20 protein-coding genes and 1 tRNA gene are annotated in these 21418 nt (G+C 42.3%); 13 read left to right on the plus strand and 8 right to left on the minus strand.

Annotated elements, in window-relative coordinates; all coding sequences use genetic code 11:
* Positions 1-5: 5 nt before the first annotated feature.
* The 7 genes from FH871_RS21545 to FH871_RS21575 all read right to left on the minus strand — a co-directional run bounded on the left by FH871_RS21545 (position 6) and on the right by FH871_RS21575 (position 4909).
* Entirely contained in the window at positions 6-563 is a 558-nt protein-coding gene (locus tag FH871_RS21545; RefSeq protein WP_138993488.1) for a Pycsar system effector family protein, read from the minus strand.
* Positions 553-1563, minus strand: coding sequence for an adenylate/guanylate cyclase domain-containing protein (locus FH871_RS21550; protein ID WP_138993489.1), 1011 nt, complete (start codon positions 1561-1563; stop codon positions 553-555). The genes FH871_RS21545 and FH871_RS21550 overlap by 11 nt, the downstream gene beginning before the upstream one ends.
* A 7-nt stretch (positions 1564-1570) precedes the next feature.
* A complete protein-coding gene (locus FH871_RS21555; RefSeq protein ID WP_138993490.1) occupies positions 1571-2353 on the minus strand; it encodes an adenylate/guanylate cyclase domain-containing protein in 783 nt (260 codons plus the stop codon).
* Between the two features lie 130 nt (positions 2354-2483).
* A tRNA-Asn gene (locus tag FH871_RS21560) sits at positions 2484-2557 on the minus strand.
* Positions 2558-2636: 79 nt separating this feature from the next.
* Positions 2637-2936 carry a hypothetical protein gene (locus FH871_RS21565; protein WP_114407125.1) on the minus strand — a complete coding sequence of 100 codons (300 nt, stop codon included), beginning with the start codon at positions 2934-2936 and terminating at the stop codon, positions 2637-2639.
* 36 nt (positions 2937-2972) lie between these two features.
* Positions 2973-3593, minus strand: coding sequence for a 16S rRNA (guanine(527)-N(7))-methyltransferase RsmG (gene rsmG / locus FH871_RS21570; RefSeq protein WP_138993491.1), 621 nt, complete (start codon positions 3591-3593; stop codon positions 2973-2975).
* A gap of 110 nt (positions 3594-3703) precedes the next feature.
* A complete protein-coding gene (locus tag FH871_RS21575; RefSeq protein WP_229317462.1) occupies positions 3704-4909 on the minus strand; it encodes a glycosyltransferase in 1206 nt (401 codons plus the stop codon).
* 141 nt (positions 4910-5050) lie between these two features.
* Here FH871_RS21575 and tgt point away from each other — a divergent pair, with 141 nt between their 5' ends.
* The 11 genes from tgt (at position 5051) to FH871_RS21630 (ending at position 19283) form a co-directional block, all read left to right on the plus strand.
* Positions 5051-6181, plus strand: a complete 1131-nt coding sequence (gene tgt / locus FH871_RS21580) for a tRNA guanosine(34) transglycosylase Tgt (protein ID WP_138993492.1) — start codon at positions 5051-5053, stop codon at positions 6179-6181.
* 233 nt (positions 6182-6414) lie between these two features.
* Complete coding sequence (locus FH871_RS21585) at positions 6415-7875, plus strand: OmpA family protein (protein WP_165840956.1); 1461 nt, start codon at positions 6415-6417, stop codon at positions 7873-7875.
* A gap of 664 nt (positions 7876-8539) precedes the next feature.
* Positions 8540-10465 (plus strand): SLBB domain-containing protein, encoded by a 1926-nt coding sequence (locus tag FH871_RS21590; protein ID WP_229317464.1) that lies wholly within the window; start codon positions 8540-8542, stop codon positions 10463-10465.
* Positions 10465-11544, plus strand: coding sequence for a GNVR domain-containing protein (locus tag FH871_RS21595; protein WP_138993494.1), 1080 nt, complete (start codon positions 10465-10467; stop codon positions 11542-11544). The genes FH871_RS21590 and FH871_RS21595 overlap by 1 nt, the downstream gene beginning before the upstream one ends.
* Before the next feature lie 16 nt (positions 11545-11560).
* Entirely contained in the window at positions 11561-12817 is a 1257-nt protein-coding gene (locus tag FH871_RS21600) for a nucleotide sugar dehydrogenase (protein ID WP_138993495.1), read from the plus strand.
* A 69-nt stretch (positions 12818-12886) separates the two neighbouring features.
* Positions 12887-14140 carry a hypothetical protein gene (locus FH871_RS21605; RefSeq protein WP_138993496.1) on the plus strand — a complete coding sequence of 418 codons (1254 nt, stop codon included), beginning with the start codon at positions 12887-12889 and terminating at the stop codon, positions 14138-14140.
* Positions 14113-15363, plus strand: coding sequence for an O-antigen polymerase (locus tag FH871_RS21610; protein ID WP_138993497.1), 1251 nt, complete (start codon positions 14113-14115; stop codon positions 15361-15363). The genes FH871_RS21605 and FH871_RS21610 overlap by 28 nt, the downstream gene beginning before the upstream one ends.
* A complete protein-coding gene (locus tag FH871_RS21615; RefSeq protein ID WP_138993498.1) occupies positions 15335-16243 on the plus strand; it encodes a glycosyltransferase family 2 protein in 909 nt (302 codons plus the stop codon). Before FH871_RS21610 ends, FH871_RS21615 begins: the two co-directional genes overlap by 29 nt.
* Complete coding sequence (locus FH871_RS21620) at positions 16240-17310, plus strand: glycosyltransferase (protein ID WP_138993500.1); 1071 nt, start codon at positions 16240-16242, stop codon at positions 17308-17310. The genes FH871_RS21615 and FH871_RS21620 overlap by 4 nt, the downstream gene beginning before the upstream one ends.
* Positions 17311-17383: 73 nt before the next feature.
* Positions 17384-18589 (plus strand): glycosyltransferase family 4 protein, encoded by a 1206-nt coding sequence (locus FH871_RS21625; RefSeq protein ID WP_171062910.1) that lies wholly within the window; start codon positions 17384-17386, stop codon positions 18587-18589.
* A 64-nt stretch (positions 18590-18653) separates the two neighbouring features.
* Positions 18654-19283, plus strand: a complete 630-nt coding sequence (locus FH871_RS21630; protein ID WP_138993502.1) for a response regulator transcription factor — start codon at positions 18654-18656, stop codon at positions 19281-19283.
* 85 nt (positions 19284-19368) lie between these two features.
* Here FH871_RS21630 and FH871_RS21635 read toward each other — a convergent pair whose 3' ends face one another.
* The gene (locus tag FH871_RS21635; RefSeq protein WP_138993504.1) at positions 19369-19899 is read right to left on the minus strand and encodes a thioredoxin fold domain-containing protein; all 531 of its coding nucleotides are present in this window, start codon (positions 19897-19899) and stop codon (positions 19369-19371) included.
* A 223-nt stretch (positions 19900-20122) separates the two neighbouring features.
* Here FH871_RS21635 and yihA point away from each other — a divergent pair, with 223 nt between their 5' ends.
* Together yihA and FH871_RS21645 are read left to right on the plus strand one after the other, a co-directional pair.
* A complete protein-coding gene (gene yihA, locus FH871_RS21640; protein ID WP_138993506.1) occupies positions 20123-20743 on the plus strand; it encodes a ribosome biogenesis GTP-binding protein YihA/YsxC in 621 nt (206 codons plus the stop codon).
* A gap of 165 nt (positions 20744-20908) precedes the next feature.
* A complete protein-coding gene (locus FH871_RS21645; RefSeq protein WP_138993507.1) occupies positions 20909-21406 on the plus strand; it encodes a DUF5606 domain-containing protein in 498 nt (165 codons plus the stop codon).
* Positions 21407-21418 lie beyond the last annotated feature (12 nt).

Here is a 21418-nt window from a genome sequence, read left to right on the forward strand (position 1 = left end):
ATTTATCAGTTATTGATAATTTTATCAAAATAACCTATTAAGCGTACAGAAATATATATAATCCCAACTATAATTGATAACATTGAAGTTCTTATTGCAAATACAAAAGCTATATGCTTGATTGCAGCAATTTCTGAATTTACAATTATTTGATTTAACCAATCGTAAATACCAAGATCGGAATGGTTAAAACTCATATTTTGATATCGTTCATTTAATAACTCACTTAATTGTGTAGAGTCTAGCTTCTTTATATCACCAAAAAAAATATGATTAATATTGTTTTTAGTTGATTGAAATTCTTGGTTTGGAATTTTCCTTGTACTAAACTTATTATTCAATCGGGGTAGAAAAGAAAAGGTCGTTATTAAAGTGGATACCAATAACAAGGCAACAGTTATTGCAGAAAACCAACTTGGAATTTTATCAATACTTTGTAAAATTCCAAAGATAGCCGCTCCATTAAAAGCGGTTAAAGTTGCATTTTTTGACTCGGCATATTTAAGCCAGTCACTAACAATTGTAAATTGTTCTTTTAGGATTTTATATTCTTCATCTGTCATTATTTCCCTTAATTTTCCATGTTAAATCTGCACCATACACTGTTTTTATTGATTTTAAATATTTTGATTTGGGTTGAATTTTCCAAAGATTCTCTTTTATATCATTTCTCTCATTATTTAATTTAGAAAATTCAGCATAAACAATTCCAGATATCAAAATTGGCGGAAAAATTAATTTAACTTTCTTTTTTTCAATACTAGTTACATTAAGATCACTAATTCCAAAAGAATCTTTTATTAATATTTTATTATTCTCAAATATAATTCGGTTAGAAAACTCAATCGCTGTCAATTCTTCTGTTTTCGGCAGATTTAAAAAGCTAAATAATCGATCCCTTTCAGACTCTCCAAAACGAGGAAAACGTCCATTGCTACGTAAATAAGATATTTTATATACTGTATCTTCAAAAGATTTACTTGCAATATCAGTCAATTTAGATGCTATATTTGCTGTATCACCAAGCCAAACAAGATTTTTAAATGAATTTTTTTCTTCATCTCGTCTTGGACGACCTACCTTTAGAACCCGCATATTGCCAAAGTCAATACCTATGCCACATTTAAATGTTGATTCCTTATAGTATTTTGGAAATATTTTATGTGCAATCGTATTCATAGTTATCGCACAATTTATAGCATTATTAAAACAATTTTCAGGAGAAAAGACAACCATTACTCTGTCACCTATAATGTTTCTAATATACCCATCATATGAGTCAGCAGCAGTAATCATGGATTTAGCGAAAGCAGTATAAACTTTTGCTAATATATCTTTTTTGTTTTTAAGATCATTGCTAATTTTAGTAGATTCACGAATATCAATATATAATACACAAGTTGTAAGTTCTTTGCCTCTCTTTGCATTATTTCTTTCAAAAGTTAATCCAGGACTATCATAATTTGGAACTAATTTAGTGTCTGTTGTATCTAGCGAGAATGATTGATTAAATATATCATTAATTTCACCTTCTATATCTTGAAGTAAACTATCAATATTCATTTTATTGTTATGTTTTTATTAAAGTACGTTTCCAATTATAACCAGTTACTCCTTTTAAAGAAGGAAAAGAAGCCTGATTTGATATGTACCATGGTCTTGTAAAGTTTGTATGCCTAGTCAGGGTTTCACTTTCAAACTTAGTACCGCTAAAAAATATAATTTTTTCGTCTTCAGCTATTGACTCTAATCTATATAATTCTGTTATACATTTCCCTATAATAGTAAAATCAGGGTAGTTTAAAGAAGTATTATGATAGTACATACACTGACCTGGGTGTAGAGCTATTTTGAGTGAATAGGAAGTTCCATTTGTTGCCGCAATTATTTCTTTTGCACAATCTTCTGCCTTTCTTAAACGGTCATTATAAGTAGTATTTAAGAATGGCGGCCCAAATAAACATATAATTCCATCACCCATTATTTTATCAATTTCACCTTGGTATTTATAAATTATTGGTAATACAATTTTATAATATGAATCCAAATATGAAGTTAATTGTTGATTATTTAATGAACTAAATTTAGTTGAAAAGCTACATATATCAATAAATAAAAGCACTAACTCAGCTGTCTTACTATTAAGTAAATAGTTACTCAAATTATTATTTGGAGTACCTAACCTTGCATTAAATGATTCGTTTAGTTTAACCTTTATATTATTATTAGGTCTTGCTCTAACTTCTTGTATTATTGATTCAATATTTTCAGAAAGTAATGCTCTGACTTCTTCTGATTTTTGATATCCCTCACCATATTGGCGACGTAATTCTTGAGAAAGCGCTAAGTTCATGATAAATTTAAGGTTTGGGTATATTCAAAAATAATAAATGTATAAATCAAATTATAAAGAAAGCGTTAAAATTTTTGTGTTACATATGTAACACAAAAAAGCCCCAAATCTCGCGATTTGAGGCTTTTTGCTCCCGAAGCTGGGCTCGAACCAGCGACCCTCTGATTAACAGTCAGATGCTCTAACCGACTGAGCTATTCGGGAGTGTTTTGTGGGTGCAAAAGTAAGTGTCCGGAAGAACTCTTGCAAACATTTTCTGCAAAAATCCTCAAGAACTTTCGCTTTAGACCGCCGAAGAGCCCAAGGTCGGCACCCGTGTCAGAATTAACTCCTTGATCTGGCGGGCGTCACCCCGCGTAAAATTCTTGATGATAATTTCGGGCCGGGCCCGTGGAATGATCCGGATCGTGGAAAAAAACAGTCCGTTATCGATCTCTACGCCCGAAATATCGCCGTAAAAAACAAAACTGTCGGTGCCGCCAATCAACTTGTTGACGCGGAATGTCACCCCTTTGTCGTTGAATTCAACAACGTCGCGGTTGATGGGATCTTTGAAACCGCTGGATTTGAAAACTTCTGCCATAGCCTTTGCGTCGGGAACGCCCCAACTGTTGAACAATTATTTGGGTAGATAAATGACCTTCTTGGTTTCGAAAAACGGTTCGTCAAAATACGTGGATAATTCGTAAAGCCGGTGCTTCTCCTGCACTTCGGCCAGTTCTTCGCTGATATCTCCGCCTTTCAGGTACAAAACCCCATTCCGAAGTTTATTGTTGCCGGTTTTCAGAATCTTGTAACGCACCCATCCCATAAACGGTTGCAGGCGTGTCACCGCCCGGCTGACCACAAAATCGTAGGTGGATTCCAGGTGCTCCACCCGGGCCTGCTCCGCCTTCACATTGGTGAGTCCCAGTGCTGAACTGATTTCCGTCACCACTTTGATTTTTTTGCCAATGCTGTCGACCAGGTGGAAATCGACGAGCGGAAACAGAATCGCCAGCGGAATCCCCGGAAAACCGCCCCCCGTGCCAACGTCCAGAATTTCGGTCCCGGGTACAAATTGGATGACTTTGGCAATGCCGAGGGAATGCAGCACGTGTTTCTCGTACAGCGAGTCGATGTCCTGCCGCGAGATGACGTTGATCTGGGCGTTCCAGTGCCGGTATAAATCATCCAAAGCCGCAAACTGCTCCAGTTGCCGCGCGGTTAAGTCGGGAAAGTATTTTTTTATCAGGTCCAAAAGTAGGTATGAATTATGAACGATGAATGATGAACGATGAATGATGAATGGCTGGCACAACTGATCTTCGTCGTCCGCCGTTCATCATCCATCGTTAATCATTCATCGTTCTATTTCCACTTCATAATGCGGTTTTTACGCCGTGGCCGCAGGGTCACAACGCCCATGATGCCATAATAAATTCCCATCGTCAGATCCAGAACCGGTATGGCCATCCAGTCGACGGTATGTCCCAGCCGGTAGCTGATCCGCCCGACGATGGCCCAGAAAACCAGAAGCCGGAATCCAAACAATCCGCTGGCGATGAGCAACAGCTGGCCGTCGGATTGGCTCAGCATATCGGACAAACCGGTATTCAAAACCGTAATCAAGGTGATCAAACCGATGATGGAACCCGTTAACCAGGTCAGCACGTGGGAAAGGGATAAAAGCCCCAGCAAGAACTTGTTGCGGGTTTTGTAATGCTTGCCCACCGACAAATGCCGCTGTTTCTGGTGCCACCATTCGGCAAACGTCTCCTTCGGCTTCGAATACGTAAAGGTAGCCGGATGAACACTAATTGCAACGTTTCGGGCGGTGGCTACTTCGTTGATAAACAAATCGTCGTCGCCCCCCAGCACCCGGATGTGCGAATAAAACCCCTTGTTTTCCAGAAATAATTGCCGCCGGTACATCAGATTTCGTCCCACGCCCATATACGGCAGTCCCGCCAGGGCCATCGACAGGTACTGAACCGCCGTAAACAGGGTTTCGTAGCGGATCAGCCGGTTGATCCAGCCGTGCTTTTTCCGGCGTTTATAGGGACCAAAGCCCAGCACAATTTCTTTGTTCGGCTGGTCCAGTTGCGTCACCATACCCGCGAGCCAGTAGTCGCCCGCCGGTTGGCAGTCGGCGTCGGTCAGCAAAATGAGGTCGTGGGCGGCACTGCGAATGCCGGTTGTCAGGGCGTATTTTTTGGGCGTCACGTGATCATGTTCCCGGTCGATCCGGATGACCCGGACGTGTTCGAAGCGGTCGGCGGATTTTTCCAGGAACTCTTTCGTGCCGTCGCTCGACCGGTCGTCCATTACCAGCACTTCAAAATCCGGATAGATCTGGTCATCGAGCAGGGGCAGCAACGTCCGCAGATTTTCCAGTTCGTTCCACGCACACACGATGATGCTCACCGGCGGATCGACGGCAGGGGGGGCGGCCAGCAGTTTGAGCGAAGCCGCACCGTCCGGCGACCCGCTTTCGTCCGGGTCGGAGTAGAAAGCCAGTCGCGAAAAAATACCGAGAATATACAGAAGTTGTATGCCTACAGATAATAAACACACAACCAGCACGATAAAGACCACGAAACGACGGAAATAAAGGGCCGCAAGGCCAAATTGGAATACGGTGGCAAATATACATATTTTGATTTTGGTCGCCGGACTTTCCACCTTTGCAGGCAAAAGATCGTAAAGCGACCCATCATGCAATTTACCCTACAGACAACCGACCCCCACTCAAAGGCGCGAACGGGACTCATCACCACCGACCACGGGTTGATCGAAACGCCCATTTTTATGCCCGTTGGAACGGCTGGAACGGTGAAAGCGGTTCACCAGCGCGAATTGGTAGCGGACGTCAAAGCGGAAATTATTCTGGGAAACACCTACCATCTGTATTTGCGTCCCGGTCTCGACATTCTGGAAAAAGCCGGCGGACTGCACCGGTTTAACGGCTGGGACCGTCCGATTCTGACCGACAGCGGAGGGTATCAGGTGTATTCGTTATCCAATACCAGGAAAATAAAAGAAGAGGGCGTCACGTTTAAGTCGCACATCGATGGTTCCAAACATGTGTTTACGCCGGAAGGTGTCATGGATATTCAACGAATCATTGGGGCCGACATCATCATGGCGTTCGACGAATGCACGCCGTATCCGTGTGAGTATGGCTACGCCCGGGCGTCGATGGAAATGACCCACCGCTGGCTGACCCGCTGCATCGACCGGTTTGATGCCACGGAAGGGAAATACGGCTATCGGCAAACCTTATTTCCTATCGTTCAGGGCAGTACGTACAAGGACCTCCGGCAGCAGTCGGCCGAGTTCGTGGCCGAACAACAACGGGACGGGAACGCCATCGGCGGTCTGGCGGTGGGTGAGCCGGCAGAGGAAATGTATACGACCATCGAGCAGGTCAACGCCATTTTACCGTCTGATAAACCCCGGTATCTGATGGGGGTCGGAACGCCTGAAAACATCCTGGAAGCCATCGCGCTGGGCATCGATATGTTTGACTGTGTGATGCCCACGCGGAACGCCCGGCATGGGGTCGTATTTACCACCCAGGGCATCATCAACATCAAGAATGAACGGTGGAAAGATGATTTTAGCCCGATTGACGCGGAGTTGGGCGGGTATGCCGGGACATGTTACTCTAAAGCGTATTTAAGGCACTTAATCAGGTCCGAAGAAATTTTAGGCGCACAAATTGCGAGTCTTCAAAACCTTACCTTTTATTTATGGTTAGTGAAAGAGGCCCGGCAGGAGATCAATACCGGTAATTTCGTAAAATGGAAAGCAAATATGACAAAAAAACTGATGCAACGCCTTTGATGGTAGCCAAATCCTGTTTTTCTTGTGCCGGTAAAACGAAACCGTATGAATTGAACAAAGCGGACGGTAACTTGTTTGTAAACTACCAGTGTCTTGTTTGTAAACTAAGCGAAAATCTATAGTTTTGCGGCAAAGCGTTGAAAGTTGCATAAAACGACCGGCTAAAGTAACCGACACAAGTTGTTTCACCACACTCAATGGTTTATTAACTGTCAAACAATAACCTGATAAGTATGAAAAAAGTATCCCTGTTCGTAAGGGCAATGGGACTGGCTCTTCTGGCAGCGACAGGTGCCAGTGCCCAGTATAACCCGAAAGCCTCGTATGAAGGTCCTGCAAAACTGAACACCTGGTCAGTTTCTGTCATGGGCGGACCCACTCAATTCTTTGGAGACCTGAGGGAATATGACTTCTATCCGGTTTCGAAAACCGGATTTGACAGCTACAACGAACGTAAGTCGGCGTTCTTTGGCGTGGCCGTCGGGAAGCAATTGTCTCACCTTTTTGGCCTCCAGCTCGATGGGCAATTCGGTAATTTAGTCGGTATGAAGCGCCGGCTGTATTATTCTTATTTTCGATCAAACTTCATCCAAACTGACCTGACGGGAAGTGTGAACCTGAAAAGTCTGCTGTTTGGTATCAATAAAATGAAGCGCTGGAAAGTTGATGCCTACACCGGTTTGGGCGTCATGTTCTTTAAGTCAACCGCCTACGAATTAGGAACCGGCCGCGTGCGTCGCTGGACCAAAACCAACAATGGCGATGGCATCCTGCGTGAGGCTAAATACGAAAAAGACTGGGTGATTCCTGTTGGTCTGGCTGTTAATTATGAAGTGAGCTCCCGTTTCGATGTGGGTCTGGACTTCCGGTTTTCAAACGTCAACACCGACCGGCTCGATGCCACCATCGGAGGAAACAGCTCCAGTTATTTCGATCAGTTCGGCACCCGCGGTCAATTTGACAACGCTTTCGAACGGAAAGGAGAATCGAATCTGGACAAGTGGGGTTACGCAGCCGTATCGGTTACCTACAAACTAGGCAAAAACGCGATCAAGGTTCAGAAAGTGAACGGCAAATACGAGTACGATACGACCAAAGGGACGTATCACCTCCGCTGGACCGATCCTCGTAACCTGATCAAACCGCCGGTCATCCTGACGCTGGAGCAAATCGATTCGGTAGCCAAAGCCAACCGGCCTAAAGACATCGACCCCCGTTTGCTGATGGATACGGATAATGACGGTGTTTCGGATTACTTCGACCGCCAGCCTAACACGCCGGCTGGTAGCATCGTCTCCGGTGCGGGTGAAGCCATCGACTTCGATAAGTACGTAAGTGCCGCACTGCCGGGTATTGCCTGTGCCGAAATTCTGACCAATGTGGCTTTCGACACCGACAAAAACATCATCAAACCGCAGTACTACGACATGCTGAACAAAGTGGTTGAATTGCTGAACAAAACGCAATGCCGCCTGCAACTGTCGGGTCATGCCGACCGCCGTGCTTCTGACCGTTACAACATCGCGCTGTCGCGCCGTCGTGTTGAAGCCGTCAAAAACTACCTGGTGAAACAAGGTCTGAATGATGCCAACCGCATTATCATCGACTACTTCGGGTCGTTCAAACCCATCGGTGACAACTCCCGTGCCGGTCTGACGAAAAACCGCCGGGTTGAATTGCGCCTGGTTCCGTAAGGAGTTGGTTTGAAATACCAGAATAAAAAAGCCCCGAAGGTGTAACCTTTCGGGGCTTTTTGCGTCTAAATAAAATAAGGTAGAGATAAGTAGGAATGTGAGACGCCAGATAGGACGTAAAAGAACCGGATAATGAATGGTTAAAAATGCCCTTTATTAAATCCACGATTTGTCATTTTATCTCTCTTCACTCCTACTTGTACTATTTTAATTCCTTAACTCAACCATTTACAGCGTGTTCATTCCTGGTACAAGAAGCCATAAAATGCTTATACAAGCAAATAGTATCTTGGTAGTTTGGGGTTTATTAAACGTAGTTATACCAGCATATTCTCAAAAAGTAAGTGACTTGAGCGATGAGCAGGTGCGTCAGTTTGTTCAGCGAGCCAAATCCAGCGGAATGTCAGAATCCCAGATTGAGCAATTAGCCACTTCCCGCGGATTTACGTTGGCGGATATTACAAAGATGAGGGAGCGGATCACGGAGTTAGAAAAAGCACCAATTTCTAAAGGGCAATCCAGCCCGGTTGATGTCAATCGCGGACAAGTTGATAAAGCAGGTCTTAGTACAGCGCAACCTGTGCGGGAAAAAATCGCTGGGGATAAGCCCCCAGTTTTTGGGAGCAGCCTATTCGCAACAACGAATCTGACATTTGAGCCCAATTTGCGGATTCCAACCCCGAAGAATTACCAGGTTGGGCCGGAAGATGAACTTATTATTGATGTATATGGCAATGCCCAGCAAAATTACCGGGCAAAAGTGAGTCCTGAAGGGGTTATTAAGCTGGAAAATCTAAGTCCAATCTACGTTAACGGGTTAACGATAGAACAAGCCGAGCAGCGGATTGTCGGGCGTTTGCGTCAGTTGTATTCTGGATTGAATACAACGGCAAGTGGCGTTTTTGCAACCATCACGTTGGGTAGTATCCGCAGTATTAAAGTGACGCTGATCGGTCAGGTGGTGAAACCTGGAACGTATACCCTTTCCTCATTAGCAACGGTTTTTAACGCACTTTATGTGGCGGGTGGCCCCGACCCTGATCGGGGTTCATTTCGGGATATTCGTGTTTATCGGGGTAACAGGGTAATTCGTACGCTGGATATATACGATTTTTTACTTCGCGCCGATCAGAAAGATAACATCAGGCTTCAAGACCAAGACATCATTTTCGTAAATCACTACGATACCCGAATTGAACTGACCGGAGAAATAAAACAACCTGCCATCTATGAAGTCAAAACAGGCGAGTTGTTGAAAAATGTCCTGGCTTTTGCGGGCGGATTTACCGATAAAGCCTACACCGCGTCGCTGACCCTGCGCCGAAATACCCCGAAAGAATTACAGGTTGTTACGGTCCCGGCGGCTGAAATACCGGCTTTTGTACCTCAGCCGGGCGATCATTATTCGGTGGGAGCGATCATTGACCGGTATGAAAACCGGGTGACCATCAACGGAGCGATATTCCGACCTGGTATTTACGCTTTGCAGAAAGGCTTGACCTTGCGGCAGCTTATCACGACTGCAGAAGGGCTGCGGGAAGATGCGTTTCAGAACCGGGCTACCATTCGGCGTCTACGGGAAAATCTGGATCCCGAAATCATATCGGTCGATTTGCGTAAACTAATGCGCGGTGAAGCGGAGGATATTAGTCTTCAGCGGGAAGACGTAATTTCAATTCTCGCATACAGCGATTTACGGGAACACCGGACGGTTCATATTCAGGGTGCGGTCAATAAACCGGGTGTTTTTGAGTACGCCGACAGCATGAGCATTGCCAGCTTGATTGTAATGGCGGGGGGGTTCAGTGATGGCGCAACGGCCACCCGGATCGAAATTGCCAGGCGGGTCCGAAAAGATACGACCGACTTGCCCGCAAATCAGAATGTTCGGCTTTTTCAGTTTGAACTAAATGAGCAATTAAGACTTTCTGAAGCTGAGGCTCGGTTTGTCCTGAGTCCGTTCGATCAGGTTTATGTCCGTACATCGCCCCGGTATGAATCGCAGAAATCCGTGATCATTACCGGCGAAGTTCCTTATCCGGGCAGCTACCCGATTCGTGATAAATCCGAACGGATCACGGAATTGATCGCCCGGGCCGGGGGGCTTCGTCCGGAAGCCTACCTGAAAGCAACCCGGTTCATCCGCAGGGGTGAAGTTGTTTCGGTAGATCTTAACCGGATTATGGCAAAACCAACCGATACCGGAAACTTGCTGCTGCTGCAGGGCGATTCGATTCACATTCCCCGGAAAACGGAATTGGTACGCATACGGGGCGAAGTGCTCAATCCGGCCGTTATTGATTTCAATCAGCGTAAATCAATCAAATCATACATCAGCGAATCGGGCGGATTTACGGCCAAAGCGCTACGTCGAAAGTTATACGTGGTTTACGCGAATGGCAAGGTCAGCCGCACCAAAGTATTGCTGGGTGCCCGGTTTTACCCGTATTCAGAACCTGGGATGGAAGTAATAGTACCGCCAAAGCCGGTCCGGTCGGAAAGTAAATTATCTCCGGCTGAGCGGGTAGCCGTGATGACGGGCATTACATCACTGGCAGCAGTGGTGTTGACCATTATCCGGCTATTTTAATGAAAAAGTATATAACTTTGCTGCCAATCGAGGCTCGGAATATCCGGCAACCTTCACACCTGGATCCCGAGTGGGCTTTGATTGTGGTATGGCATCAAAAAGCCTCGGTTCTGCTCATCGCTTTTTTATTTGGGGTCGCTGGGGTTATCATGGCCTTGCTGAGCCCTTTCGAATACACGTCGGAGGTGCGGGTGATGCCGGAATTGCAGGCGCGGTCGGCCTTGAATTTAAAGCGGTTTGGGGCATTGGCGGAATTGGCGGGGATCAACCTGGAAGGGGTTAGTAATACGGAAGCCATTCGGCCCGACCTTTATCCGGATGTGCTGAAAAGCACTCCTTTCATTTTATATTTGCTGAATCAGCCCTTCACAACGGTTAAAAAAAGTAAATATGCTACCCTGGCTGCTTTCCTGACCCAGGCGTCTTTTTCGTGGACCGACTGGTTTTTTGACAGGGAGTCGTTTCCGGTTCCTCGATTGATTGATGATCGGCAGGCGTTGCGTCTGACGCGGGATCAGGAGCTGTTGATTCAGGATACGAAGGAGCGCATTTTATCCGATTTAGATAAGCAATCCGGGGTTATTATCATTCGGGTAAAAATGCCGGATGCCGAAGTAGCGGCCCAGGTTAGTCAACTGGCAATCGAATATCTGACCCGCTACGTGATTCAGTATCGGACTGAAAAAACCCGCTCTGATCTGAAATTTCTTTCGGAACGATTTCGGGAAGCCAAACAGCGGTATGACCGGGCTATGGTCAATCTGTCGGCATACAAGGACCGGCACCGGTATATGGTAACGGAGATCGGAACAATTGAAGAGCGTCGTTTGCAGGCTGAATTTGAACTTGCGCAGGGTTTATACAGTAATATTACCCAGCAATATGAACAAACCCGGATCAAAATACAGGAAGAGACCCCTATTTTGAAAATACTGGAGCCTGCGCAGGTGCCTACAAAGCGCAGTGAACCGCGTCGGACCATCATGGTGCTGGTGGCGGCTTTGATGGGCGGGCTTTTTGGTATAGGGATTGCACTGGTACGACATATAGATTGGCAACCTCTGTCAATAGAAAGATAAGCGAGACTATAAAATCATGGATTCGGTACGCATTGCAATTGTTGGTTTAGGATACGTAGGCTTACCCCTGGCACTGGAATTTGGTAAACAATACGATGTGGTCGGTTACGACATCGATGAGCGCAGGATCGATGAATTACATGGCGGTTACGACCGAACCCGGGAGACGGATGAGACGACACTTCGGCAAACGAACCGCCTGCGGTTTTCGTCCAAACTGGACGATATTGCCGGCTGTACGATCTATATTGTGACGGTTCCAACCCCCGTCGATGCCTATAAAAAACCGGATTTAAGACCTTTGCTGGGGGCAACACGCGACCTTGGGAAGGTACTGAAAAAAGGAGATCTGGTCATTTATGAGTCGACGGTTTATCCGGGCTGTACGGAGGAAGAATGCGTTCCGGTTCTTGAAAAAGGCTCCGGGTTGGTCTACAACGTCGATTTCTATTGCGGTTATTCACCGGAACGGATTAATCCGGGCGACAAGGTTCATACGCTGACCACCATCCGGAAAGTCACCTCCGGCTCGACGCCGGAAATTGCCCTTGTCGTGGATCAGTTATACGCATCGATTATTCAGGCGGGGACCCACAGGGCAACGTCGATCAAAGTGGCAGAAGCCAGCAAAGCCATTGAAAATGCCCAGCGCGATGTCAATATTTCGTTTGTCAACGAACTGGCGTTGATGTTTGATCGAATGGAGATCGACACCCTTGAAGTTCTGGAAGCCGCCGGAACCAAATGGAATTTTCTGAAATTCAAACCGGGTCTGGTAGGAGGGCACTGCATTGGAGTGGACCCGTATTACCTGGCTCACAAGGCCGAAAGTCTGGGCTACTACCCGCAGGTAATTTTGTCCGGACGGCGCATCAATGACAACATGGGCGTGTTTGTCGCCAGCAAACTGGTCAAACTCATGATTCGGAAGGGGCATACGATCAACGGTTCACGCGTTTTGTTATTGGGCATTACTTTTAAAGAAAATTGCCCCGACATCCGCAACTCACGGGTTATCGATATCTACCGGGAGTTGGTCGAGTATGGCATTCAGGTCGAAGTACACGATCCGTGGGCCAATGCCGATGAGGTTGAAAAAGAGTACGGTTTTCGGCTGATCAGCCAGCCCGACGGTCGCTACGACGGCATCGTCATGGCGGTGGCGCATGAACCGTTCCGGGAGCTGGATTATCCGGCATTACGAACCGAAAAAACCGTTATTTATGATCTGAAGGGATTGTTGGAGAAGGATAAAGTGGATAGCCGGTTGTAAGTTATTAAAAAGTCAATGGAATTAGTTTAGCAGCAAATTGTTGCCAGAATATTTTACCGTTTTAGAAGAATGACAATTAATATAAATAAAAACTATGCAATATATATTGTAACTTCAGCAATAAGCGGAGGGTTAAATTTATTGTCAGTTATACTATTTGTAGATTTTTTTGGTGAAAGTGTTTATGGTGATTATACACTACTTTTTGTTTTATCTACAGTAATATCATTATTTCTTTCTGCTCCAGCAAATCAATTATTATTTAGGTTCTTGCCGGAATTTGAAACAAATTATCTTATTACTTCTTTAGTTTATAATTATTTAATATTCTCTTTTTTTGGTGCATCTAGTTGTTTTGTTATTGTTTGGCTAAACAAAGGAGAGGTTTTGCATGGATTGCTGACTGGTTACGCATTAATTGTTATGGGGATTTATCAAATTCATATAGCGTATCTCCAATCTAAATTGTTAGTACTTCAATATCTGTGTTTGGAAATAACTAGGAGCTTGGTATATTTTTTATTGCCTTTTTTAATTTATTTTTTTTTTAACATTGCCAATGTTTATAATATACTGATGTCTTTAAATGTTTCGTTCTCGATTAATTTGATTATTATTTGTATAAGCAATCAGTTAAAGGTGCGTTCAATGCTTAAATTGAATTTTGTAGACATTATATATTATATCTACAGGAAAAATTATATATTAAATTATATTTGGCCATTAATCTTTTGGTTTTTGTTCGCTCAGCTATTGAATTTTACTGATAGATTTATTATATCTAAATTCTTTACACAAAAGGAAGTTGGATATTATTCTGCTATTTACGACGTATTTTATAAGGGTATTTCATTGTTACTGACCCCAATATCACTTATATATTACCCAATACTTGTTAGACTTTATAAAGAAAATGACTATGTGTCTATTGATAAGGTTATACAAAAAGGGATAATGTACCAAACTGCAATATTTTTAAGTGTATGTGTAATCTTAAGAATTGCAACTAATGATAAAATTATTACATACCTGCCCGTATTTATGAGAGAAAATGATTTTTACTACTTAGCAATCTCTATAATTTCGGGAGCATTTTTTTGGCAAATTTCAATATTAGTCCAAAAAAAACTGGAACTTTTAATTATGACTAAGATTATGCTAATGTGTTGTATTATTTCATTTTTCTTCAATATATTTCTCAATATTATTTTATTAAAAACTGGAGTGTTATTTTATGCTGGAATAAATACTTCAATTACATCTTTAATTTATTTTATCTTAATTTATTATAATTCATGGAAATATTGGCGGAAATTGTCCTAGTATTAACAACAATAATTAATTATATAATTGTTCCTAAACAGGCTTATCCGCCATTTCTGTTTAGCCTTATATGGTCTTGTGTAATAATGTATTATATAATAGCAGTAAATTTTTTTCAATTAGATGTTAATGCATTGTCTATTGAATCAATTTTAATAATGATAATTGGGCCAATACTTTTTTCAATGGGCGGTGTTTTTCCTCTAATTAAAAATTACTCCAATAAAGCACAAATAAATACTGAATATGAAGAATTAAACAAGAAAAGTATTATATGCATAAATTTTTTATTTTATTCCTCTTTGCTTGTACTTCCCTTCTACATAAGAAAGGCTTTTGAGTTAAGTGTGTCTGCTGGAAATACTAATTTTTTTATCGGTCTTAGGTTTGCATTGAATAAAGAAAATGAAGGTGAGAGTTATGGTATTTTAGGCTATTTTTTGGTTATATCATTTGTAAATCTAATCTTGAGAATTTTTTATAAAAAGCAACTGAATAATAAGTTATATTATATACTTTCTATAATAATTACAGCAGTCTACTTTGTGTTATTTACAGGTCGTACTTACATGTTTATGCTTGTTGTCTATATTTACGCATTAATATTGTTAAAAAATAAGATTACGAAGAAACATATTGGGTTCTTTGCACTGAGTATAATTATAACTTTTTCGTCATCAGCTTTATTATTAAAAAAAGGTGGATCCGATGTAGATACTTTCACTCTCATGGGAAATCTATATAAGATATTTACACGTTATCTAATAGGACCCTTACCTGCTCTTAGTCAATTTTTAGGTAGTGAACGAGAATACTCATATGGTTTAGAAATGTTTAGGACTATTCATGCAATTTTTTATAAACTGAATTTAACAAATACTCAGCCTGTAGGACTTGTAAAGCCATTTATATTTATTCCGTTTTCTACCAATGTTTATACTATATATTATCAGTATATAAAAGATTTTGGATATCTTGGATTAAGTATATTTTTTCCACTTGGATTTTTTCATTCTTTACTGTTTAAAAGAGCAATTCTAAGAAAGAATGGTTTTTATAAAATTGCATACGCAATTTTCCTTTATCCAATATTTTTTTCATTCTTTCAGGAACAATATTTTTCATTGATGTCTATGTGGTTGCAAATTTTCTTGATATTAGGTGTTTTTTTTTATTTTAAATCACAAACTAAGAATGAGCGAATTGTTGATAGTAATAGTTAACTGGAATTCTGGAGAGCAATTACAAAGATGTGTAGAATCTGTTTTGAATTCAACATATAATTCTTATAAAATACATATATATGATAATTGTTCAACTGATAATTCTATTAAGAATATCCCTCTTTATGATAATGTTGAAATTTATAAAGGTGCTTTCAACATTGGATTTTCCAAGGCATGTAATCATATAATTAAATTAAATAAGTCAAAGTTTGTTTTATTGTTAAACCCAGACACAGTACTTGAAAAACACACTTTGTCTGATGCAATAAATTTTATAAATGTCAATAATAATGTTCATATATTGGGTGTAAGACATTATAATGAGTATGGGATGACTAAAACAAGTTGTTCTCGATTTCCTACATTCAGGGGATTTGTTTACGATATAATTGGATTTTCAAAGCTTTGGCCCTACAAATTCAACCCAGCGACAGTCATGACTGATTTAGACTACAATAAATCTCAATATGTAGATCAAGTTATGGGAGCTTTTTTTTTATTCCCATTTGAACTACTTACTGAGATAGGTTTATTTGATGAACAGTATTTTGTCTATTTTGAAGAGTTAGACTTTTCTTATAGAGCTTTTAAAAAAGGTTATATGAGTTACTATTGTACCGATATAGCAATTTTTCATAAAGGCGGCGGAACATCTGAACAAGCACTTGGCAAGAGTTTGTACTATTTACTAAATAGTAGGTTAAAATATATAAAAAAACATTTTACACCTGTTGAATATTATTTTTTATTTATAATGACTTTTCTAATCGAGCCATTTACAAGACTGTTTTTTTTAGTTAGTAACCGGCAATTTAAAAGACTTAAAGATTTATTTGAGACTTATAAGTTTTTATATTTTGATAAAATATTAAAATGAAAATTGTATTTTTTACTCGTTACTCAAATTTGGCTGCTAGCACACGGTACAGGTTTAGTCAATATTTTTCAATTTTTGAGAAGTATGGCTATAGTTGTCAACACAAACCACTGCTACCTGATGAATATTTGATTAATTTTAATTCTGATGTTAATTATAGCTTAATCAAGTTGATAATTTGCTACATAAGGCGCATAATGCATATATTTTCTGTTAAAAAAAATAGTATTATATTTATTCATAGTGAACTTCTTCCGTACTTACCGGAGACTGGATTATATTATTGGTTTAAATTGCGTAATGTTTCTGTAATAGTCGACTACGATGATGCTATTTACCATACTTATCAAACACATTATAACAAGTTTGTTCGGTATGTATTTAAGGACAAAATTAAAGGTGTTGCAAAAAAATCAGAATGTGTTATTACTGGGAGCCCGTACTTAACCAACTATTTCAAACAATTCCATAAAAAAGTAGTGGAAATACCTACTTCAATTGATTTAGATCTTTATCCAATTCCCGGATATATTAATCCACCTAACAATTTTATTGTTGGGTGGATTGGCTCCAAATCAACATCTGAATACTTGCTAAGTATTATTGAGCCGCTTGATAGGTTTTCTAAAAAATATAGTATAAACATTCATTTGATTGGTTTTGATAAAAAAATGTCTTATCTGTTGCCTTCTGAGTATTTTCGTATCATGGATTGGCATATCGGATGTGATTTTGATTTATTGATGCCAATAAGTGTCGGCATAATGCCCTTGACTGATGGATTATTTGAAAAAGGAAAATGTGGATTTAAATTAATTCAATATATGGCTTGCGGAAAACCATTTATTGCTTCCCCATTTGAGGCAAATTTGAAGATTGATCATAATCGACAAAATTTGTTTGCAACAACCTCCGAGGAGTGGTTTAATGCTTTGGAAACGGTATATCATAATCAATATTATTTTAGTACTGTTGGTATAAATGGACGCAAAGTAGTAGAAGATTATTATAGTTTGCAGGCAAATAATTCTTCTTATCTAAAAATATTTAACTCACTTTCTCAATGACAGAACCTACCAAATACTTAATGAAGTCAGGGTTGGAATTTTAATGTCTTGCGTCAATTGTTCTACATGTGCTATGAATCATTCTTCTACCATAATCCATGCGTTTACGGTTCCTATTTCGTTAACCTTCATAGAAGGCCAGTCTTCTTTTTTTTGCGAAAATTGCTTGGACACACAATTGATCTGTTCAAAAGGTGATTTTTTGACTGAATTCGCTCATCGGTATCGAATCAGATTTGAAACCGTACCTTACACCCGTAAAATTACCCCCTGGCACGATCTCATGTGTCTGTGGTATACATACCAAATTTTTCGGCGGGTTAAACCCGCAATCGTGCATGGGAACACGCCTAAAGCGGGTTTACTTTCCATGTTAGCTGCCCGAATGGCCGGTGTCCCCGTTCGCGTTTACGAAATCCACGGCTTCCCTTTTGAAAGTAGGAAAGGATTTTACCGATGGTTGATGATGGGTATGGAACGTTTGTCGTGCCGGGCGGCAACGAATGTCCTGATCGTGAGTGATTCACTGCATACCTTGGCTTTGAACCAACGAATTGCCAGCGCAAAAAAGCTAACTGTACCTCACCGTGGAAGTTGTAACGGTGTGGATGCCCGACTGAAATTTAATCCGGATAATCTGGACGAGTGTAAATTACAGAAACTGAAAGAAACTTTGGGTTTGAAAGGGCGTTGTATTGGCTTTGTTGGGCGTCTGACGCGGGACAAAGGCATCGTTGAACTGGCTCTGGCCTGGAAAATGATTCGTCAAGATTTTCCTGACCTTACTCTGATTTTGGTTGGCTCCTCTGAGATGGAGTTGTCACCTGAAAAAGAAATAATTGATGAACTACTGCTTGATACCCGTGTCCACTGGGTTGATTTTGTGACGGATGTGGAATATTACTTTGCATTACTTGATTTTATCCTCCTGCCAACCTATCGGGAGGGATTGCCAAATGTGCTACTCGAAGCTGGGGCTATGGAGGTTCCGGCAATTGTTAGTCGGGTCACAGGGACCGTCGATGCCGTGGTTGAAAATGAAACCGGCCTTTTCTGCGAGCCAAGGTCGCCGGAGAGCTTGGTCGAAAAAATACGAATTTATTTGACTGACCATGATATGGTACGGAGACATGGCCACAATGCACGGAAGCGGGTTTTGCTCGACTTCGATCCGCTTGACGTATGGGAAGCGAAGCATAGGGTCTATAAAAAGGCTTTGCAAACGGCTGGAATTGATCTGCATGCTTCAAAAAAAATGATGGAGCAGCTTGGAAAATAGCTGATAACCGAAAGCCTGAGCTCCAAGACTAGCTTTTCAAAGAGACTCCAAAATCAGAAAAACTATGTATAAGGTCCTGCTTGTGGACGATCATTCCATCGTGCGTTCGGGCATTCGTCTTCTGTTGAAGGAACAGTATGGCGCTATTGAGGTAGACGAGGCCAAAAACGGCAGTGTGGCTTTCGGGAAAATCATGGACAATACCTATCACCTGATGGTGACGGACATCAACATGCCAAATACCGATACCTTCAGCCTGCTTCAGAACATCCGAAGCACGGCACCGGATTTGCCGATCATGATTTTTACGATCATGACTGAATATGCTTTTGCCAAACGGTACTTGCAACTGGGTGTAAAGGGATACGTCAGCAAGCAGGCCGAAGACCCGGAAATTCTGAAAGCGGTTCACAGCATTCTATACGGAAAACTTTACGTTTGTTCCGAACTGATGGATCAGATGGGGGAAGACAGCCGCTTTAGCGAAGAAGTGGACCCGTTTGGGCGGTTATCAAACCGGGAACTGGAAATCGCCTATCACCTGGTGAAGGGAAAATCCGTGAGCCACATTGCCGATACGCTGAACATTCACACGTCGACCGTTGGCACACACAAAGCCCGGATTTTTGATAAGCTGAAAGTAGATAACGTGCTCGTTATGAAGGAGCTGGCTATGCATTACCGACTGATTTAAAGCGGTTTTGGTCAACCTGACCTTTAAAACAAAAGCCGCAAACGAAATTCGTTGCGGCTTTTTGGGGTTCAGCAAGTTCGTGCAATTAAAGCGCGTTTCCGTCTTTCACGCCTTTGCCAATCGCCAGTAATTCCTCCGGGGAAATATACCCCAGTACTTTCTTGACAACTTTGCCATCACCGTCGATGAAAAACAGCGTCGGATAACCGTCCAGCGGGTATTGCAGGGCTAAATCCGGGCCTTCGCCTTTCTCCATATCAACTTTTACATTGATAAACTCTTTGTTGAAAAAGTCGCCGACAGTGGGCTGTGTAAAGACATTTTTTTGCAGCATTTTGCAGGGACCGCACCAGCTGGTGTAGGCATCCAGAAAGACCAGTTTATTCTCGGCTTTGGCCTTGGCCAGATGCGTTTTCCAGGCGGCATCCGTGAATTGAATACCCGGTTCTGCACTGGCCGTAGCCTCCGCTGGAGGGGTTTCGGCTTCGCTCGCAGCCGGAGTTGCGCTTTCACTAACGGCCGTTTTTTCTCCTTCCGATTTTGTGCTGGTGGTGTTGCAGGCATTCAAAACCAGGGCCAGGGCCACGAGTACAGATAGCAAACTTGTATTTTTCATAATTCGGTATGCGGTTCGTTCAGATGGAAGAATAACGACGAACGGATTCCAATTGGTTTCCCAATTCCCGGAAATGGTCCCATTCGTAGTACAATTTTAAGCAAAAATATCGATTTATAAGTCGTTGTGATCGATGCAATGTGGGGATAGAATAGTACTCTTCTCAATTCTTTACGAACTTTGCGGCAGGAAGACGGTTTTTCAAATTGTTCTCTGAACCACTATGGAAGTAAAACAAGCTGAATTTATAATTAGTAATTCCGACCCGACCCGCTGCCCGAAGCCCGACAAACCGGAATATGCGTTCATCGGTCGCTCGAATGTCGGAAAGTCGTCGCTCATCAACATGCTGACCACCCGGCACAAGCTGGCTAAAACCTCGCAGACGCCCGGGAAAACGCAATTAATCAACCATTTTCTCATCAATACGGACTGGTATCTGGTCGATTTGCCGGGTTACGGTTTTGCGAAAGCACCGCAGCGGGAGCGGGAAAAGTGGGAGAAGATGATCGACGCATACCTGACTGAACGCCCGAATCTGATCTGTACGTTTGTGCTGGTCGATGGCCGGATCGACCCGCAGCGGATCGATCTGGAGTTTATGGCGAAAATGGGCGAACGCGGGCTTCCATTTGTGATTATTTTCACAAAAAACGAAAAAAGCAGCACCAACGCCATTTCGCAGATGGTAAAAAAATACAGTCAGACCTTAAAACAAACGTGGGACGAACTGCCGCCGATGTTCGTCTCATCAGCCGTCAGTAGCCGGGGCAAAGAGGAAATTTTGGACTATATCGACCAACTGAATAAAGAATTTTATGAGGAGATGAAGGCAAAAAAATGACAATAAATCGGCTCAACACCCCAGGCGTATCGAAGGGAATTAAAATCTCCTAAATCCACTCCTCTGCTGTTATGTGCAGGCGATTAGCCCTATCTTTGCCCCTCAGTTTTTCATAAAATTGGCAATAACCAAATCAAATCGACCGTTACCCATTAAACAAGCAGCATGGAAGCGCTGAAAGAAATTGCAAATATTGCCGGAAAAAGCGGCTTATACCGAATCATGAAACCCAGCCGGACTGGCGTGATTGTGGAGTCGCTCGACGAAAAGAAAGAAAAAACCATGATCGGGCCGACGGCGCGCGTGTCGGTGCTGAAAGACATCTCGATTTATACCGACGACGAGGAACAATCGAAGCCCCTGGCGGATGTGTTTCTGGCCATCTACGAAAAATACGAAGACACCCTGCCGATTACGCCAAAATCGGCCTCAAATGCTGAACTGGCCGAATTCATCGGCGAAGTGGTACCGGAATACGACCGCGACCGGGTACACATGTCGGACGTCAAGAAAATGATTGGCTGGTACACCATTCTGCGGAAAAACCTGCCGGAAGTCTTTGAGAAAAAAGCGGAAGAAACGACGGACGTTGAAGCAACCGCCGAAGCCGCTCCGGGCGAAACGCCATCCGCAACTGCCGAAACGGAGGAGCAAAAAGCATAACGAATTTCCATT

It is taken from the genome of Larkinella sp. C7, assembly GCF_006149005.1.
GTDB lineage: Bacteria > Bacteroidota > Bacteroidia > Cytophagales > Spirosomataceae > Larkinella.